This window comes from Flavobacteriales bacterium, assembly GCA_016715895.1.
Classification (GTDB): domain Bacteria; phylum Bacteroidota; class Bacteroidia; order Flavobacteriales_F; family PHOS-HE28; genus PHOS-HE28.
Genome location: JADJXH010000003.1, coordinates 1,433,936 through 1,452,016, shown reverse-complemented (window position 1 = coordinate 1,452,016; position 18,081 = coordinate 1,433,936). Strand labels below are relative to the sequence as shown.

Below are 18,081 nucleotides of genomic sequence, written 5' to 3'. Positions count from 1 at the left end.
CTGATCCAGGACGCCGGCTTCTTCGTGCGCTCAGCGCGTAACCTGTTGACGGAGATCCCCGGCCGCTGAAGCTGCGCGCGGATCCGCGACCACAAGGGGGAGGTGCTCCTCGACTGGGCCACCACCCCGGGCGCCAGCCTCTACGTGATCCAGCACAACGGTGCAACCCCGGATGATGCCGAGGCCTGGAAGGATGTGGGCGAGACCACCCGCATCCGGCACGTGCTCAAAGGCTTGGAGAGCGCCAGGGAGCACTGGTTCCGTGTGCGCGCCACCGGCACCAAGGGCAGCAGCCCCTGGCGCGATGTGGCCCACAGCCTGGTGCGCTAAGCGGCGCGCGCCCCTGCCCGCAGGCAGGGCACCACCCTCATCGAGCAGCCCGCGCAAGCGGGGTTGTTCGTTTGGGGGGCAGTGGAAGGGGCTGCATCGGGGCGTGTTCTGTGCTTCTCTCGGAAATGGAAATAGCATTCTGAGTTGGTCATCAGTATCCGGGTCGACATCACCGGCGGGTCCACGCCCACTTGACGATCCCGGGCTACTGGGGGAACTTGCTTAAGGTTCGATAAGTAGGTCCATGCGCCGAGCCAGCTACCACACCACCCTCAAGGACCTGATCCGCACGGGTGCCGAAGAGGCGCTGCCGGATGGCATGTTCCAACGCATTCCCCGAAGCAACCGCCACCGGTGGCGGCACGAGCCGGCGAACAAGTACCAAGGCGCTGCCCTCGGCCGCCTCACCACCGAGCAGCTCGACTTGTTGCGCCTGACCGCCCGACATGAACGGCTGCGGCGCCTATGCATGGCCTACGCCCGGCTCCACCTGCTGCTGCGCGGGTTCCGTGAAGGGGCTTGGAGGATCGGTACCATGCCCCAGCGGTCCGCGCTGCTCGCCGCCATCCGGAGCGGCGCCGAACGGCTGCCCCTGCGCCGCGTGCTCCGCTTCCTGGGCCTGCCCCTGCGCACCTACAGGAGCTGGCGTGCCCGCACTGCACCGGCCTGCGGACCCTCGCCCCTGGACCGCTGTCGGCGGCGTCACTCCGGCCAGCTTCTGCCCGCCGAACGCGATGCCCTCCGCACCGTGCTCCAGGACCCCGGCAAAGCGCATTGGCCGGTAAGCTCCCTGGCCCACTGGGCCGCGCGCGAGGGTCTGGTACATGCCGCCCGCTCCACCTGGTACCGCTACCGCCAGGCCCTGGGCCTCCCATCCCGCCGCGTGCCACGCAAGAAGCGCCACCCGCCCGGACCACGGGCCACCCGGCCCGATGCGCTCTGGCACGTGGACGTGACCCCGTTCCGGACCACGGACGGCCAGCGCTGGGCCATCCATGTGCTGGTGGACAACTACAGCCGGCGCAAGCTCGCCTGGGCCGTGCATGAACGGCCCCGCGCCGCGCATGTGGTGGCCCTGCTCCAACTGGCCTGGGCCCGGTCCGTGCGTTCGGATGGCTTGCCCGTGGAGGTCCTCTCCGACGGCGGGTCCGAGAACACGGGCCGGCCCGTGCACCGCCTGGTGGCCCGCCTGCACCCCGGGCTGCAGCACCGCGTAGCCTTGCGCGACCTCCCGTGGTCCAACTCCATGGTGGAGGCGGTGCACAAGCGCCTCAAGTATGGCTTCCTGCTCAGCGACCCGCCGGCCGATGGTGCGGTGCTGCGCCGCCGCGTGGACGCCGCCTTCCACGAGGAGAACGCCGTGCGCCCCCTCGAAGCCCTGAACGGACTGACCCCGGACGAAGCCTATTTCGGCTGGCCGATGCGGACGCCCCACCATGCACCGGGCCACGCTGCGGAACGCGCTGCGGCCCGTGCTCTTCGCCGCAGCACCAACCCCGGCCTGGCCTGCGGCGCGTGCGACGACAAGCCCGAGCTCCCGGCCCAGCCACCTGGTTGAACGCTTCAAGGCTCTGCGTGGCAGTGAAATGCCGCGAGATGGCCTTGCCGGCGACAGCGACGCGCATCGGCCCTCATGTCCCGCAGCAACGGGCTTCTCCTCGTCAGGCACGCCGCGCACCCGCCGGGCCAACGCGGGTGATCACTCACTTCCATCCTGCTCCTCGACCCAAAGGGGATGCTCAGCTGTCATTTTCCCACGAACACCCCCCTGTCCCATCTTCGGCACGCCTGGGGTGCATGGATGAGTGGGATTGTGCGGGGGATTGTGCGGCGCACAAGTCGCCGGGTGTCATCGCCGTAGCGCCCTGGCGATGGCGACCGGCCCGCCCGCAAAAGCCTCCGCACGCCGAAAACTTGCGCGATTTGGGGCTGAGACCTATTTGCGTGGCACAAAATGCTTCACCCGTTCAAGGTTATGGAGCTGAAGCATAGCTTGTTCAACAGACCAATTCTTGGGACGATCCGGTGCGTACTTGAAGAAGCAACCTTCTTGAATCCATCTCTCTCGGTAAGCTTCATATGTCCATTTTTCAGACTCATCCGTGAATCCAAATTCAAATCCACAACAAGAGCAGGTTTCGTAGGTAGGAAAGCCAGATGAACTAAAAGGCGGCTGCTCAAGATTGTCATACCCGCAAACCGGACAAATGCACAACAGTTCTTCATTGGTGTATTTCCTCATCGTCAATCTTATTGTGTCGTTGGAAAATCCTTTACCAACTGCTCCTCAAAATACTTCGAGCCATCCTTTGGCTTGTAGAATGTCTTTATCACACCATCTTTGTCGGCAACGCCAAAGAGATTCTTATTCATATCGTATTTGACCAAATCACCGGCGAATTCGCCTTGAGTGCGGGTGTATTCAAACACGTTATCACCGGAAGATGCAAAAAAATGTTTTGCAGCTTGTTCATATTCTGTCGCGTTCTTGAACAGGCCATTGAACTTACTAGCGTGGTCGGCGTAGTGTTTGTTCAAGAGTTTGGTACTTCTGAATCCAACTGCTGCCAATCCCTGGCCTGCACTTCGGGTTAATCTCACCACCGGTTTGGCCAACCGCTGACCGGGAATGAAGCCAAGGATCAGCCAGCCTGCCGCTGCCGTACGGCTTGCTTCATGACCGTTATCATCCTCACCGGTGATCAATTGATTGATTTCCGAAAATGGTAGGACTGTTTCGATTATTAACCGCATCATTGGATCTGCTTGCGGAGGATCGGCTGGACCCTGAGGATAAATCACTTGTGTGTCCCATTGTCCCAAATCGGAGTTCGAATCGTTTGGTGAAATAAAGTATCCAGTCACCTGATCCTTTCCAGCTGGTATCCCTTCCAACCCTTCCAGTTCCTTATGATCAATAACTTTATTCTCACTGAACGCATACGGCGAGTTGTGGGGGTACTTCGCAGCCAACGGATCGACGCTCCAGAACCTTCCCACCCTTGTGTCATGCATCCGGTACTTGTAGGCATAGCTCGTCCCCGGATCGTCGTGTATCTCATCATCCTGTTCCTGTCCTTGGAACCCGAACCGGTACGCCAACGCATGCCGCTCATCGAGCAAACTCCCGAAGGGATCATAGTCCGCGTAGGACAGAACTTCCGCCCTGAAGCTGCTGGGCACCAGGACTAGCGGAGCGACATTCAGCTCGAAGTCGCTGAGCTTGCGGTCGCCCACCACGGCGCGGACGTTGCCCAGGTGGTCGGTGAGCTCGTAGCGGCGGCGGCCCAGGTGGCGGGTGCTGGTGCTGCGGTCCGGGCCGATCAGCACCGGTTGCAGGGCCAGGGCGGGCTGGATGCCGGGCAGGGCATGGGTGGTCTGCACAGGGCTGGCATCGTCCGGCTGGGCGATGCGGCGCAGGCCGGTGGTGGTGGTGCACAGCATGTCGGTGCCGCCCTGCTGGGCGTTGCGCCGCACATCGGTCACGTGCCAGGCCATTGGGGCGATGGCGCCGCCGGCCAGGGGCAGGCGGTAGAGGCGCTGGGTGGTGGGGTAGCTCAACCCGCTCACGGTGAAGTAAAGGTAGTCGGCCGCCGGGCTGAAGTCCAAGCCGGAGATGCGGCCCGTGGGGCCGGTGACCGTGAGGGGCGCCCCGCTGAGGGCCAGGCGGCCGGGGTCCAGCGACACCACGCGCAGCTCGTTGCCGCCCCACTGCAGCAGGCCCATGCCGGAGCCGGTGGTGCGGGCGTAGGCCAGGCGCTGTCCATCGGGGCTGGGCTGCAGGCGCCCCTTGAGGATGGCGGGGGTGGCCGTCACGGTCTCCAGGGTGTGCCAGTCGGGGGTGTTGTTGTCGGCATGGAAGGCGGCCACCGACAGGGCGCGCAGCTGGGCCTGGGTGCCGCTGTGGCCCAGCAGAAAGAGGGTGGTGGGGCCGTAGCCGCTGCGGTCGTCCACCACGGCCATGCCGCGCTGGTAGGTGAGGGGGCCGCCGCCGTCCAGGGCGATGTTGGCGATCACCACCTCGCCCTGCGAGCCGTGGCCCGTGCTGGAGAGGTCGATGAGGTGCGCGTAGGGCTTGCCGTCCTGGGCGATGGTGAACAGGTAGTGGAGATGCGGTTCACCGGGCACCTGGGCGCTCAAGGTGGCGCCGTTCCACAGGGCGCCCACCAGCCAGCCGTTGCTGTACATGGGCACGCCGTTGCGGTCGAAGACCTGTGTGCTGGTGATGGGCTGCAAGGGCTGCATCAGCCGCACGCTGACGGCGGTGAACAGGGTGTTGCCCTGGCGGTCCTCGGCGCGGTAGGTGTTCTCCGAGCGGTCGGCCCACCACAGGGGCAGCCCGCCGTTCTGCTCGCTGACGCTGAAGTCGGCCGGGTCGTGGAAGGCGGTGGTGCGGGGCACCAGCAGGTGTATGCCCAGGTACCATTTCTGGTCCGCGGCCAGGCCCAAGCGGTGGGCTTCGGCCTTGCGGGGCAGGTCCAGGGGCTGCGGGATGGCGGTGCTGCCGTCCCAGGTCTGCAGGTGCACGGTAAGGGGTGCGGTGGGGGTGTGCAGGCCCAGGCGGCTGCTGCCGTAAAGGGGCTGTTCCTCCAGGTTGGTGCGGTCCTCCACCAGGGTACCCACCTCTTCGGCGGTGCGGAGGTAGGTGGCCAGCAGGTTGCCCTGGGCGTCGCGCACGTAGGTGGTGATCTCATCCCCTTCGGTCAGGGGGGCGGTGAAGCCGTTGTCGGGCTGGGCCAGGTCGGCCTTCATCACGCGGTGGCCGGCGGCATCGTAGAGGAAGCGCAGGGTGCGGCCGTCCTTCAGGGTCACCTGGCGCACTTTGCCGGCGGGGGTCCAGGAGATGGCGATGTGCTCCGGTGAGCCACCGGTGGGGGTCCAGCTCTCCTGGGTCAGCTGCCCGATGGCGTTGTAGGCGTAGGCGTGATCTTCGTTCAGTTGGCCATCGGCGGGGTGGCCGTCCTCCACCTCCGTCAGCCGGTTGGTGCCCGCGGCGTAGGCGTAGTCGAACTCATCCACCGAGGCACCGCCCTCGTCGTGTCGCAGCAGGGTCTGCAGGTTGCCGTTGGCGTCGAAGGTGTAGGCGCGCTGGTGCTCGTTGTTGATGTTGGCCGACCAGCCGGTGCCGTGGCTGTAGCTGTCCGCCTGGCGGATGCGGTTGAGCACGTCGTAGGTGTAGCCGAAGCCCAGGGGGTCCAGGGGCGTCCCGTTCAGTGCCTCCGTGTTGAAGGCCCAAGCGCGGATGTTGCCGTTGTAGAGGTCTGCCGGCCACGTGGTGGCCGTTGGCGCGAAGGCGGATCCCGTGCGCGTGAAGTCGTTCGCGAAGTAGTGCAGCTCCATGCCGAAGGCGTCGCGGCCCACGGCGTCACCGTCCTGCCCGGCGTCGTTGCCGGCCAGGCGCGGGTCGTTGATGCCCTTCAGCCAGCCCTGCAGGGTGTAGGTGTGGTCCACGCCCTGCAGGCGGTCCTCGCCGATCTCGGTGCGCTTCAGGGGGCCGTGCGGGTAGTAGCTGTATTCCGCGTCGCGCTCCCAGAGCAGGCCGTCCACGCTGCTCTCGGCGTGCACGATGCGGCCGTCCGCGTCGTAGTCGTAGCGTTGGTGGAAGGCATCGAGGCGGCCTTCGTTGTAGTCCACCTGCAGCACGCGCCCGCTCACCAGGTCATAGTGGTAGCGCACGTAGTGCCGGCCCAGCACGGGCAGGTCCTGCACCAGCCACTCCACGTTGCCGTGCGGGTCGTAGCTGTAGTGGGTGGTCACCCGGTCGTGCACGGTGGAGGGCTGCCCATCCTCATCGCTCTCGGTCCAGGCCACGCGGTTCAGCAGGTGGCGGGGCGCGGTGCCATCCAGGTAGGCCATGCCCTGCGCGGGATCGGTGTAGTGGGTGTGCACCACATCGTGCTTGTCGGCGAGGGTGCCGGGGAAGGCGAGCTCGGTGCTGAGGAAGGCGGCGGCGTTGGCGTTGCCGGGGTCCAGCAGGTCCTGGATGCTGAGGCCGCCGGTGGGCACCTCGTGGCTTTCGCCGGCCTCCACCACGCGGCCCAGGTCGTCGTAGCGGGTGTAGCTGTACCGCTCGGGGCTGGCGATGCGCTGTTCGGCGTTCTGGCTGATGCGCAGGCGGCCCAGGCGGTCGTAGCCGAAGCGGGTGACACCGCCATCGGGGGTCTCCTGCCGCACGGGTTGCTGCAGGCTGTTGTGGCCGTAGTGCGTCCGCATGGTGTGGGCCGTGGCGGTGGTGGGCCAGTTGGCCACGGGCGGGGTGGGGTCCACGAAGGGCTCCACACCCTCGGGGGGCACGGTGCGGATGAGGTTGCCGGCGCGGTCGTAGTAGTAAAGGGTGTAATGGTGCTGGTTGCGGCTGTAGCTGTAGGTGAGGGCGTCCTGGATGTTCGCCGGGTCGGCGCAGGTGCTGGTGTAGGCGGAGCTGTAGGTCTGCAGGGCGGCCACCTCCAGGTCGTACAGCTGGCCCATGATCGCATTGTGGTAGTTCGCCTGGGTCACGCTGTCGCAGCTGAGCAGGGGCATCTCATCGGCGTCCTCGCTGACGGGGATGCCGTGCGTGAAGGAGAGGCACCAGTAAGTGCAGGTCGTGGAACATGCTGTGCTGTCGTAGCATGAGGAAGCATAGCGGTCCCGGATGTCCACCCAGGCTTCAGTGACCGGTGGGATATTGTTGCAATGGTTGGCGATGAGCTGAGGCACGAACACCTCTCCCATGTGATCATGCCCGTTCAGCAGGGGGTTCGCGAACCCGCTGCTACAGTAGGTTCCCGTGTATTCGATGGGAATGGTGTTGGACTGCATGGTCCAGGTCGAAAGCACCACCGCGCCATTGCTGTCGAAGGAGCAGACGGCGATGTCGATGGCGCCGTTCGCGTCTACGATGAAGCGGGTATGGACATCGGTGAAGGGTGCGTCCCCGTTGTTGGCGGCGGCCAGCATGGCGTCGAACTGATCGATCCACGGGGGGGTATCGCCCGGCTCGCCGTAGTTGAAGCGCACGAGCGTGACCGGTGTGCCGTCCGGATCGATCGTCAGCGTAAGGCGATACGGTTGGAAGTTCTCCAGGTCATGGCGCAGGCATTCGTACGCACTGGGCCCGGTGCCGGCGTTGCAATTGGCTTGCCCGGGGCTGTCGTCATCCTCGTCATAGTTGACATTGTTCAACTCTTTGCCGATCATCATGCCCAGCTCCAGCGGCATGCAATGCAGGCCGTTCAGGCTCAGGCGCAGGCGGGCGGTCAACTCCATCGGGTCGGCCTGCCAGCCGTAGTTGCCGTAGGTCGTTGGATCGTCCGGATCGTACTCGAACACGAAGCGTGCATAGTCGTCCAAGGCTTCGTTCAGCTGGGCGACGAGTTCCTCCGATGTGATGGGTAGGTTCGTTCCGGGATAGTCGTACCCAGCGGTGATCATATCCACCATGCCGGTCTCGCACTTCAGATCCTGATCCTGCTCGGCCCCGAACAGCACGTACAGTTCCGGCGTTCCGGTAAGCACACCATTGATGAAGGAGAGGGTTGATGCAGGCCCCAAACCGTTCAGAGGAGGGGTGTAGTTGGCGTCGTACTGCACTTCCAGCCCGTTGCACAGGGCGGCACAATTGGCCACCAAGCGATCCACCAGGCATTCGACGTTCGCTGAGTCCAGGTCGTCGCAGTTCTCTTCCGTGGTGTCCATGACCTCCAAGCGGAAGGCCTCCCGGTGGCCTTCACAGGCCGTTTCGCAGTTGGCGATCAGGGCGTCGCGCAAGCCCTCCAAATAGAGGGTAGCAGCGGCGGCGTCCAAGCTCCCTTGTCCGCCGGCATTCGCCGCACTGATAAGGCACTCATAGTAGGCGGTCCAGCCGGTGGTGCTGACTGTGACCCCTTCATGGGTAAGCGGAACCAGCTCGTCCCAATCACTCAAGGTCGGCCCGAAATCACCAGCCAGTGAACTTGCGCAATCGTCATTGGGCAAACCTGTGCAATAGAAGTACGCGTACGCATGAGTGAGGTAGCCCAGGTAGCCACTGTTCGGATTGTGGTCGTAATCAGTGTCGTCATAGAGGTCATCATTCTGGTATCCAGTGTCGCCTGCATCATCGGTGCAGCCCTGCAACTGTCGCCCCGCGCAGTCCAGGAAGATGTCCATGAAGTGCAGTTCCAAGGTGGCATTGCTCTGGATTGGGGGCGTGCCACCCGGCACATCGCTCAGGTCCACCTGGCCCAGCTCGATCACGGTCTGCCCGGCGGCCAGGGCCGTGGTGTAGGCGATCACCGCACTGTGCCAGCAGGCCAGCAGCTCGTCGCAGGTATAGACCAGCTCGTTGTTCTCGTCCACCACCGTGGACATGTTGGCCAGCAGGGCCAGCACGTCACCGCGTTCGAACACCGCGCTCACATTGCCCGATTCCGGATAGTCGAAGAGCCCGTTGTGGGTGAAATTGGGACTCGGCGATATTTCGATCGTGCTGATGTTGTTGTTCGCGTCTCCGTCGTTGTTGAGCGCAGCCGCGACAGCGTTGTACTCTTCCTGCAGGTGTTCGAGCCATTGTTCAAAGTGCAGCGTGCATACCGCACAGGGGAGCACCGGGTAGCTGGGCTCCTCGCCGCAGCCCAGGTCCAGCGTGAATTCGGTGTCCACCTCCGGGTCCACGTTCACCAGGTCCCACAGGTCGTCCAGGCCTAGCGCCGGGTCGGTGAGCACGTTCAGCACATCGTTCACCGGCAGGTTGTCCCAATGGTCCGCGTAGGCTTGGGACAGGTCGGTCAGATGGGTGTAGAGGACCGGTTGCCCGTTGGCCATGTTGTTCACCCGGATCCGTTTGCGGAGCTGGTACACCCCGCGATCGTTCGCGACCACGGTGCAGGTGGTCGGATAGCTGGCCGGGGCGTTGCAGGTGAGGTCCGTGAAAATGGGGAAGGAGCTCCATGCGGGGCATGCGCTGGCGATCAGATCGACCCCGGTGTCCACGTTCACCAGCGAGATCTCCACCACGTAGTCGCAATGGCGGCAGAAGTTCACGCAGGCATCGATCACGTCCTGCGGGGTGATCGAGTACGTGAGCTCGATCGAGGTGTTCTGCGCCTCCACGTACAGGTTGGTCGTGGCCTCCGCGACATGGTCGCCCACGGACACGTTGCCGGCCAAGGTCTCGGTGATGGTATAGCCGCCGTTGGCCTGCGACTCCAGGGGCAGCTGGCTCAGGACATCGGTCGTGGAGATGATGCTGGTGGCCAGCACCTTGCCTTCCTTGTCCTGATAGGTGCTGGTGATCACCTGGTTGGGGTCCACGCTGATCACGTGGTGCACGGCGGCGGGGTCGTAGGCTTCGGTGCCGAAGACGCGGGCCAGCTCGGTGCGGGTGACACTGGCGAAGTAGTTCGCCGTGGTGGGGGGTGCGGTGCCGTCGAAGGCGAAGGTGCTGCCGGGTGCGCTCGCTTGCCGCGGCCGTCCGTCCGGGTGGAAGACCGTGCGCGTGTACGGATAGCCTTCGGCATCGGGCACCTCGCTATCCGGGTTCGTGTTCGTGTAGTACGGACCGTTGGCCGGGTCGGCCGTATGGGGCGTCACATCGAAGTCGCCGGCGGAATAGTCGCTGTTGCCCGTGTTGGTGAGCAGCTGTTCGACATAGCCCAGCCCGGGCTGTCCGGTGATGGGAAAGGGCAACGAGCTCACGGCCGGTCGGCCGGCGCGGTCATGCACCGTGCGGCTGGCCACCACATACCCCTCGGTGCTTTGCCGCTGTTGCTGCTGGTCGGGCTGCAGCAGGGCGGTGACGTAGGTCATGCCCTCGGCCATGCGCAAGGGGATGCCGGTGTGGGCCTGACCTTCGCTGTAGGTCCGCGCATAGCTCCACGTGCGGTCGTCGTCGAACTGGTCGTAGAAGAAGATGGCTGGACCGCCCTGGTCCGCCGGCCATACGCCGCATGCGGCGGGCGGGGTGTAGCCCACGGCATCCAGGCCGGTCACCGTGCTGCCTTGCGTGGCCGGGCTGTGCGCCGACCAGAGGCCCCAGTTGCGTGGATCCACGGTTCCCCCATCGTGGTAGTTGGTGATGGGCCGCACCCGCCAGGCGTAGAATCCGGTGCCCTCGGCCAAGGTGAGGTCCAGTCGTTGCAGCGCCCCCTTGGGATCGCTGTCCAGGTGAAGCACCGCGGCCTGGCTCCAGTCCACCGTGGCCGACTGCAGGGCGTGTGGTGCGTGGCCTGCTCCGCCCAGGTCGTGCAGGCGCAGCACCTGCAGCTCGTAACGGGGATAGATGATGTTGCATCCGTTGTGCTGGTAGGACCACTCGAAGCGGACCCTGTTGGAACCGGCGCTGGTGAGCGCCACCGCGTTCAGCGTATGCGGTATCGCCGTGAGGGCGATGCGTTGATGGAGGTGCAGGTCCGCGTTCAGGCGGATGTGCGCGAGGGGCAGGTTGCTCGGGGTGAAGGAGGGTGCGCCGTCGAGGACCACCTCCACCTGCTCGGCGGCCGTGAACTGCAAGGCCAGATCAAGCGTGAACCATTGTTCCGGAGCATTCTGGTCCACGGACAAGGTGCACGGCACCACGAAATAGGGGTCGCCCAGCGCATCCACCGCTCGCACCACCAGTGGCACGGTCGTCTGAAAGGTCTCTGCCCCAAGATCGTTGGTCTCTCCCGTGCTCAAGCGCAGGTCCAGCCGCACGCCCTCGTAGGTCCAATCGGCCCCGCAGATGGTGGGTGCAGGTGGGGCGAAGGGATTCACCAGGGTGAAGAGGGTGGACGCCGGATCGTTGAAGAGCGCATCGTCGAGTTCAAGCTCGTCCTCGATCAGGGTGTAGGGTCCCTGCGCCCGGCCCGTTGTGCATACCAGCAGCAGGACCAGCAACGGCAGCGCGCACCGGGCGGTGCGTTCACGGAACAAGGGGGCGGTCTTCATGGGCCTTGGTCGTTCGGCGGAGATCGTGGAACTCGAAGTCGGAGTAGGCGGAGAGCGGTTTGCGCCCGGCCATCACCTGGGCCAGCGCGGGCTTGCGTAGTCGCGGGTCCGCTTCACCCAACCGATGCTCCAGGATGCGCACCTTCTGGCTGCGGGCTGCCGCCCCCTTCCGATAGGTGATGTGGCTGGCCAGCGGCATGCGCCGGTCCACATCCACGGTGTAGCTGACGCTCGCCCAGGGCATGTTTCGCAGGCTGTCCGGCAGGTCGAAGGCCACATGGAGCTTGCGCCCATCGTGATCGTGATACCGTCTACAGGAGCTCACCTGTCCGTATCGGAAGATCACGTCGCTGTGCGTCCGCCATTCGTCCATGCGCACTTCCCGGTCCTCGGGTCGACGGTCGTACAGATACACCTGCTTCTCCAAGGGGAGCACCACCACCTTGGTGGTGCGGTCCTGGTAGATGGTGAAGTGCGAATGCTGCGTCACGGTCCGATCGTCGAGCACGGCGTGTTCCACGACCTCCACGGTGGAGGTGGCACCCTCCTCCACACCCACGGTGCTTACTTCGAACCGGGTCCGCACAGCCTGTCTGTCCACGGCCTTGGCGCTGTCCTCCACCGCACCCAGGATCTGCAGGAGATCTTGCGCACAGGTGCCCTGTGCGTGGAGGTCACCCCCGGGCCAGGTGCCCAGGGTGGCGATGATCAGGATGTGGACGCGCAACATCACGGGTTCGGTTCGGTGAGCGGAGTGTGGTACTGGGTCTCCTGCACGGTGCGGATGCCCCGTTCGGTCTCCACCAGCTTGCGCACGAGCTTGCCCTCATCGTTGTACTGGTAGATCAAGCCGAAATGCTGGTCGTCGAAACTGGTGAGCAGCCGGTGGCTGAGCGGATCGTAGACATAGCAGGTCATCTGCGCGGTCTCCGGCTGCATGCGCACGTCGTCCACCCAGGTCTTCATGCCGGCGGCGTTCACGCAGCTCAGGTCGATGTCGAGATCGCTCGTCGTCACCGGCAGGGTCGCTGCCATCAGTACCCACTCGCCCGTCCGCGCCACCCGCTCCATCGGCACGGTGGCCAGGGCGTTGTTGTTGTGGCTGATCGTGGCCGACACGGCAAGCGGGTCGGTGGCCACCCCGTTGCCATCCTCCGCCCTCACCCAGGCCTTCACCAGCATGTTGAACGAGGGATTGCTGGCGGTCCACGCGAGCGGGACCTTCATGGTCGGTCCTTGGTACAGGTAGGCCGTGGCGGCATCGGTCCGGTTGCTGCCCTTGCCGGCGTGGGCCACGGTGGCGTCAAGGTCCCCATGCGCCTCCATGGCGCTGCCGGTGTACACCACCTGGTTCTCCAGATGGTCCACACCATTGATCGGGTTGATCGTCTCGAAGCTCTCGAAGAGCACCAGGTCCGCATACGTGTTCTGGGCGGTGAGCACCGGCAGGTTCCGGCCATACCCATAGCGCGCGCAGCTGGGCACGTTCAGGGCGTTGAGCTGCTCCAGCACCGGGCCATCGGGGCTGTAGGTCAACATGCTGTCGGTGCGCACCCACTCGGGCGGATTGGCCTGGGGCGTTCGCCAATTGAACAGCTGCATGTCGAACATGCCCTGGTCGTAGTTGGCACTGCCGGGGGTCAGGGCCGCGCGGTAGGCGTGCTGGCTCCGTGGTCGCCAGCGGCCCCGGATGCCCGCCTCGAAGTCGTTCGGGTTCGCATTGCCCATCGCGGGCCGGTAGGCGTAGGGGTCGTACGACCAGTCGTGGGCGTATTGCATCGCGCTCGTCGATACCACACGGGTCACCTGGGTCACCGGGTAATCGTCCTCGCAGAATTGCAGGCAGGTCACCGGGACACCGCGGCAATCGTTGCCTTCCGGGTAGAACAGCAACTGTCCGTTCACCGGATCGATGCCGAAGGCGCCGTCCGTGCAATTGGGTTTGCCTAGCGGGATATCACAGCTCTTGAAGTCGATGTAGGCTTCTCCAGCTTCGATCCCCATCAGATCGCCTTCCCCCACGGCAGCGCAACCGGGATCGGTCTGGAACTGGAAGTTCGCGATGTTCGGAATGGTTGACAGGCTTACACTGCTGGTCCCGGTAAGGGCACAGAGCGCATCGGACAGGGCAGCGGCCAGCGCGACACGGTCCGCGTTCACCGCACTGGTCGCGATCGTCCCGTTGCCGTAGTAGGTGAAGGCACCGGCCTGCTTGCTCACGGTATTGTTGCAGCCGCTCTGAATGATCTGGAGCTGGCTGACCGTCGTCGCCGATGTCGGTATGCCGGTAGGACTGAACGAGGCCTTCACCACATGGATGTCATTGCCCGCGGTCCCGGTCACATGGCAGAGCACCGTCGAGCTGTTGACCGTCAGCTCCAGCAGATCGCCGATGCACAGGGCGTTCAACAGATCACAGATGGACTGGCTGCTGTTCTGCGCGGGTGGCGAGAGGTGGATGACACCGCCGCCGGTGTTGCTGATCTCCATGCCCGGTCCGCTGGCTCCGACGTAGTAGCGTTCACCCTTGGCTTTTTGGCCCATGTCCGGGTAGATGAAGTGGGCGGGGATCCCCACGCTGGTGTAGGTCCCGGGGCCGGCGGCGTCGAGCTGTTCGGGGTGTGCTGCGATGTCCAGTGGCAGGAAGCCATCGTGCGTGCGGCTGATCACCGGCTCGCCGCTACCCGCGTCGTAGGCCAGGTGCCGCGTCACATGCAGGATGCCGTCCTTGAAGGTCGTGGTGCCGCGAACGATGCCCGTGTGCTTCACCAACTTGGTGGTGATGTGCGTCTTGATCTGTGAGCTCACGTGGCTCACGGTGGGAAGTCCCGAGAAGCTCGGGATGATGTAGGGGGCGGTGGTGCTCACCCCAATGTCCAGTTCCACCGTGCCGTCGTTCATGCGGTCCCGCACATGCCGCCGCTCAACGGCCACATCCATCTCCTGCCCCAAAGGCTGGTCCTCGATGGTCAAAGGCGTGATCTTGGTGAGCACCGGAACGAGTTCACCGATGGGGAAGTAGTCCGTGCTTGTATACGATTGGAGCACCGGCAAGGCGTCCACATCCAGGTGGTCTTCCGCCCTGCCTGCATAGGTGGCCTGGCGCTTGGGCTTTCCATGCATGTCGTTGAGGTGCAGCGTATGCCCCTGGCTCACGTAGCAGTTCTCGCGCATGATGTTCACGATGCCGGTGGTGAGGTTCAACTTGTCGTTGCGCTCATCCTTTTCCGTCAGATCGGCGCGTACCGGGTGTTCGCGTGCGGTGTGGAACTCATGCACAGAATAGGCGGGCGCGTTCAACCCCTGATGGATGTTGCTGACGATCACCTGCGCGTACCCGACACTGGGCTGCGGATAGGCGCTGGCCCCGAACGGACCTTCGCTCTGCTTGCGGTCACGGCCGGCGATCGCTTTGTCGAGCCAGCTTTGGTGGTACCGGTCCAGCGGCCGCACCAAGGGATTCTCCATGTCCAGGCCGGCCGGTTCGTAGGTGGCCACACCGCTGCTGATCACGTGGCCCGCGTCATCCTTGGTCGTGTAGGTGTACTCAGAACCGTACACCGCCTGGTGGCCTGATCCGGAGGTGCCCGGTTCCACCATCAACAAGCGCTTCACCCGCAGACCGCCGCCCAGCTTGCGCACCGGCACGGGTAGGCGCAGATAGGAGTGACCAGCCTCTACGTCCTCGCAGGCGCTGGGTTCAGGTACGATGAAGCTGGCCAGGTCCCGGATCAATTGCTCGGGACCTCCGGTGCCATGGCTTACCGGGTCGCTCGAGAACAGGGGATAGCTGGCACAATCCTCATTGAGGTCCTTGCCTCGTTTCTCCTTCTTCACAAGATCTTGACACACCTTTTTCGGTGTGCTGTGATCCCCGGGCTTGAATTCGATCACCACCTCATCGGGATCGGTCGCATCGATGTCGTGGATGGTCCCATAGCCGCTGATGATCTCGTACAACCGGTTCGATCCTTCCGGCTCGAAGGTTCCGGTAACGGTCAATTTGAACGCGAAGTCGAACCGCATCTTGCGATGGGAGGTCGCGGCGGTGTACAGCATCTCGGCGAGCTGCGCTGCCCGCGCGGCGTTCGTGCCGTGGACCGCATCGAGATCGACCACGCATGTAGCGTTGTGGTAGCTGGTCAGTGGTACCATGACGTGCGCGCGCTCATTCTGGACGAACGCATAGTCATCGGCCTCATACAGCACATGGATCTCTCCACCCGAAGGCAGGACGATGCGCTTCAATTGATGGGCTGCCGGATCGAAGGTGTCCGGCGGGTCCTGGTCAAGCCAGGGCCGGCGTTGCCGATATCGATCGGCCCCATCATGGTAGTAGTTCCCCCATGCATCCGTGCAGGCCGGGCCATAGTCGGGGGTTTCGTTCAGCGTGTTGTTCGGGTCCGGATGGAGGCCCGCATACGGGGCGGGATAGGCGGCCGTGGGGTAGGTGTAGTGGAAGGTGTACGGTGCGATGGTCGCTGGCACCACCCCGTTGTGCTCCATCCAGACCTTGGTGAGCGTGAGCTTGCCTTCCTGGCCCACCGAGTTCGGTACGTTCGGCCATACCTTGTTCTGGTCCGCGTAGGCGAACCGGACGGTTCGGATGGGGCGGGCCCCATTGTCGCGGTCCTGGTCGATCTGATACAGGTCGATCCTCTCCAAGGCCCTGAGCTTTACAGATGGCGAGGGCACCACACCGCTGCCTGCTTGCTGGTCCGGAGCCGCACCGAACCCATCATCCCGTTCGATGGTCGTGAAAACCGCAATGTGCGTCTTGGTCCTGATCTCCTTCAGGTAGTAGATCTCCTTATCGCCGCTGGAGTAGCTCACACGGTTGTCATAGCACTCGGAGAGGAGGGGGTCACGATGGCTGTAGCCGATGTAGGGTAGCCGCCAATGATAGCCTTCCATCAGCCGTTCATAGCGGAACTGTGTGTAGCCCCCGAAGTCGTCCTCGGAGGGGCCGTCCTGCGCCCTGTCCAAATAGTCCGGTTGCAGGATGCTCGTCAGCAGGTATTGGGTGGCATAGGACTCGCTGGTCTGGTGCCCTTCCACAAAGGCCTCCGAACCATTGATCGTGGCGGTGGTCCACTGGTTGGTGACACCGTTCTGTCCGACCGGTTGCGGATAGTGATGGCTCATCACTTTATCGTTCTTGGCCATCACCGGTAATCCATAGTTGTAGCGTTGGCCGCTGGCGTTCACCACCGAGAGCTCGCCGATGAGTTCATCGCTGCTTCGCTGAATCACGGCGCCAGAGGTGAGTACCCCGATATCCGCTCTTTCGTAGCACCGGTGCTTTTCAACCATCCGTTCGTTGGTGTTGAAGCCCACGTGGCTGGAGCGCCCGGGGCGGCCACCGGCGTTCAGGCCCGCTGTGGCGATCGCCGGTGCTGTGAAGGTGGCCTCCCGGTAGCCCTGCGGGAGATCATCGTCCAAACTGAGCCCCGCATCCTCGGCCTCCTGCCCTCCATCCCCGTAGGTGAGGTGACCTCCGGCGTCGCCGCTCATGCGCAGCATGTGGTCCATATCCAGTTCGGGCGCCTGCGCAGTGCCGGAACTTCCATTGGAGTAAGTGCCCAGGTGCAGCTCCTGTAGGCCGATCCCAATATCCACGCCCCCGCCCGAATTCAAGCCGGCGTTCCCTTCCGCGCCGATCTGGATGATGGTCGTGGTTCCGCTGGACTCAGCCGGACGGAAATCCCTCGGGGTGCTGGCGAAGAAGCGCATGCCCCCCACGATCCCCTCTCCGGTGGCGGTAAAGGGATCCGCATCCGCAAAGACCGGTGGCAGGTACTTGTCCCGTTTGTTGTATGGGCTGGTCTCTTCCGAGTGATAGTCCTGGACATCATAGCCACCATTTGCTTTGTCCGTGTACAGGTAGCCATATGCATTGCGGACTACATAGTCTTCGTTCCGCTGGATGGCCAAACGCCCGGTCACGTTGCCGTTCACGCCCATCTCGATCGGCAGGAAGGTGCCATTGAGCGAGAAGCCCAAGCTGTGCGTGGTGCCTGTCATATTGGTCGTGGCCAGCGGGAAGGAGCGCGCGATCAGGTTGGCGGTGCCGTACGCGCTTGGCATGGGTGCCATGTTCATGAGCGCGACGTCCCGTCTGGTCTTGCTGACCTTGTCCTTCAGTGCTTTACCGGATTCCGCTTTCTTTGCGTCATCACTCAGGTTCTTGTACTTCTTGGCGTCCTTTTTATTCTCGCGTTCCACGTCCCCGATATACTCGTTCAGCTTTGCGCCCGGGTTGACGGCCAAGGAGAAGCTTCCCTCGCCATCGTTCACCTGAAATCCTAAGCTGACGGTGCCGGAGGCGAACGAGACCCCGGCACCATAGGACAGCCCATATCCGGTGTAGTTGTTGTAGCGCATGGTTCCGTTCGCGTTCAGGCCCAGGTCGTAGCTACCGAGCTCCACGGCGACGAAGGTGCTCAACGAGACGGTCGCGTTCGGAAAGGCCTTGCTGCGGTACGTGACCTGCTCGCCATTCCAATCATCGGCCACGCCGCGCACCTGCCGGTTGATCGCGCCGGGATTGAGGGTCCACCCATGGCCCACCCAGCTGGCCTCTTCTTCCGGTGAGGCACCGGAGTGGTACGAGAGCGAGATCGCATACCCGGATCCTTCCGGCCCGGGCACTTCGAGCACGGGCAGGTTGTAGGTGAAGTCCCCGGTGAAGAGGTTCACCATCTCGGTGGTCGTCACCGGTTCGAAGCTGGCGAACTCCGGTTGGGCCGGTCCGCTGGTCAAGGCCCAAGCCGCGGTGGGATGGAGCACCTGCCCGGTGAACACCAGGAGCAGCATGGCGGCGGTGCGCCGTTTCCAAGTGGGGAAGGTTCGCATGCGGATCGT

6 protein-coding genes are annotated in these 18,081 nt (G+C 63.9%); 2 read left to right on the top strand and 4 right to left on the bottom strand.

Annotation, left to right across the window (positions count from 1 at the left end; all coding sequences use genetic code 11):
* Positions 1 to 102 precede the first annotated feature (102 nt).
* Both IPM49_06440 and IPM49_06435 read left to right on the top strand, forming a co-directional pair.
* Entirely contained in the window at positions 103 to 330 is a 228-nt protein-coding gene (locus IPM49_06440) for a fibronectin type III domain-containing protein (protein ID MBK9274160.1), read from the top strand.
* Positions 331 to 574: 244 nt separating this feature from the next.
* The gene (locus tag IPM49_06435; GenBank protein ID MBK9274159.1) at positions 575 to 1,888 is read left to right on the top strand and encodes a DDE-type integrase/transposase/recombinase; all 1,314 of its coding nucleotides are present in this window, start codon (positions 575 to 577) and stop codon (positions 1,886 to 1,888) included.
* 378 nt (positions 1,889 to 2,266) lie between these two features.
* Here the strand turns inward: IPM49_06435 and IPM49_06430 are convergent, their stop codons facing one another.
* From IPM49_06430 to IPM49_06415, 4 genes are read right to left on the bottom strand one after another with little or no spacing between them, the layout of a single operon-like run.
* Entirely contained in the window at positions 2,267 to 2,548 is a 282-nt protein-coding gene (locus tag IPM49_06430) for a hypothetical protein (protein MBK9274158.1), read from the bottom strand.
* A 32-nt stretch (positions 2,549 to 2,580) separates the two neighbouring features.
* Entirely contained in the window at positions 2,581 to 11,217 is an 8,637-nt protein-coding gene (locus IPM49_06425; protein MBK9274157.1) for a hypothetical protein, read from the bottom strand.
* Positions 11,192 to 11,947, bottom strand: coding sequence for a hypothetical protein (locus IPM49_06420; GenBank protein MBK9274156.1), 756 nt, complete (start codon positions 11,945 to 11,947; stop codon positions 11,192 to 11,194). Before IPM49_06420 ends, IPM49_06425 begins: the two co-directional genes overlap by 26 nt.
* Positions 11,947 to 18,072 (bottom strand): hypothetical protein, encoded by a 6,126-nt coding sequence (locus IPM49_06415; GenBank protein MBK9274155.1) that lies wholly within the window; start codon positions 18,070 to 18,072, stop codon positions 11,947 to 11,949. Before IPM49_06415 ends, IPM49_06420 begins: the two co-directional genes overlap by 1 nt.
* Positions 18,073 to 18,081: the final 9 nt, after the last annotated feature.

Coding starts and splice junctions, on each gene's coding strand:
- IPM49_06415 (MBK9274155.1), bottom strand. CDS start 18,072: ATGCGAACCTTCCCCACTTGGAAACGGCGCACCGCCGCCATGCTGCTC.
- IPM49_06435 (MBK9274159.1), top strand. CDS start 575: ATGCGCCGAGCCAGCTACCACACCACCCTCAAGGACCTGATCCGCACG.
- IPM49_06425 (MBK9274157.1), bottom strand. CDS start 11,217: ATGAAGACCGCCCCCTTGTTCCGTGAACGCACCGCCCGGTGCGCGCTG.
- IPM49_06420 (MBK9274156.1), bottom strand. CDS start 11,947: ATGTTGCGCGTCCACATCCTGATCATCGCCACCCTGGGCACCTGGCCC.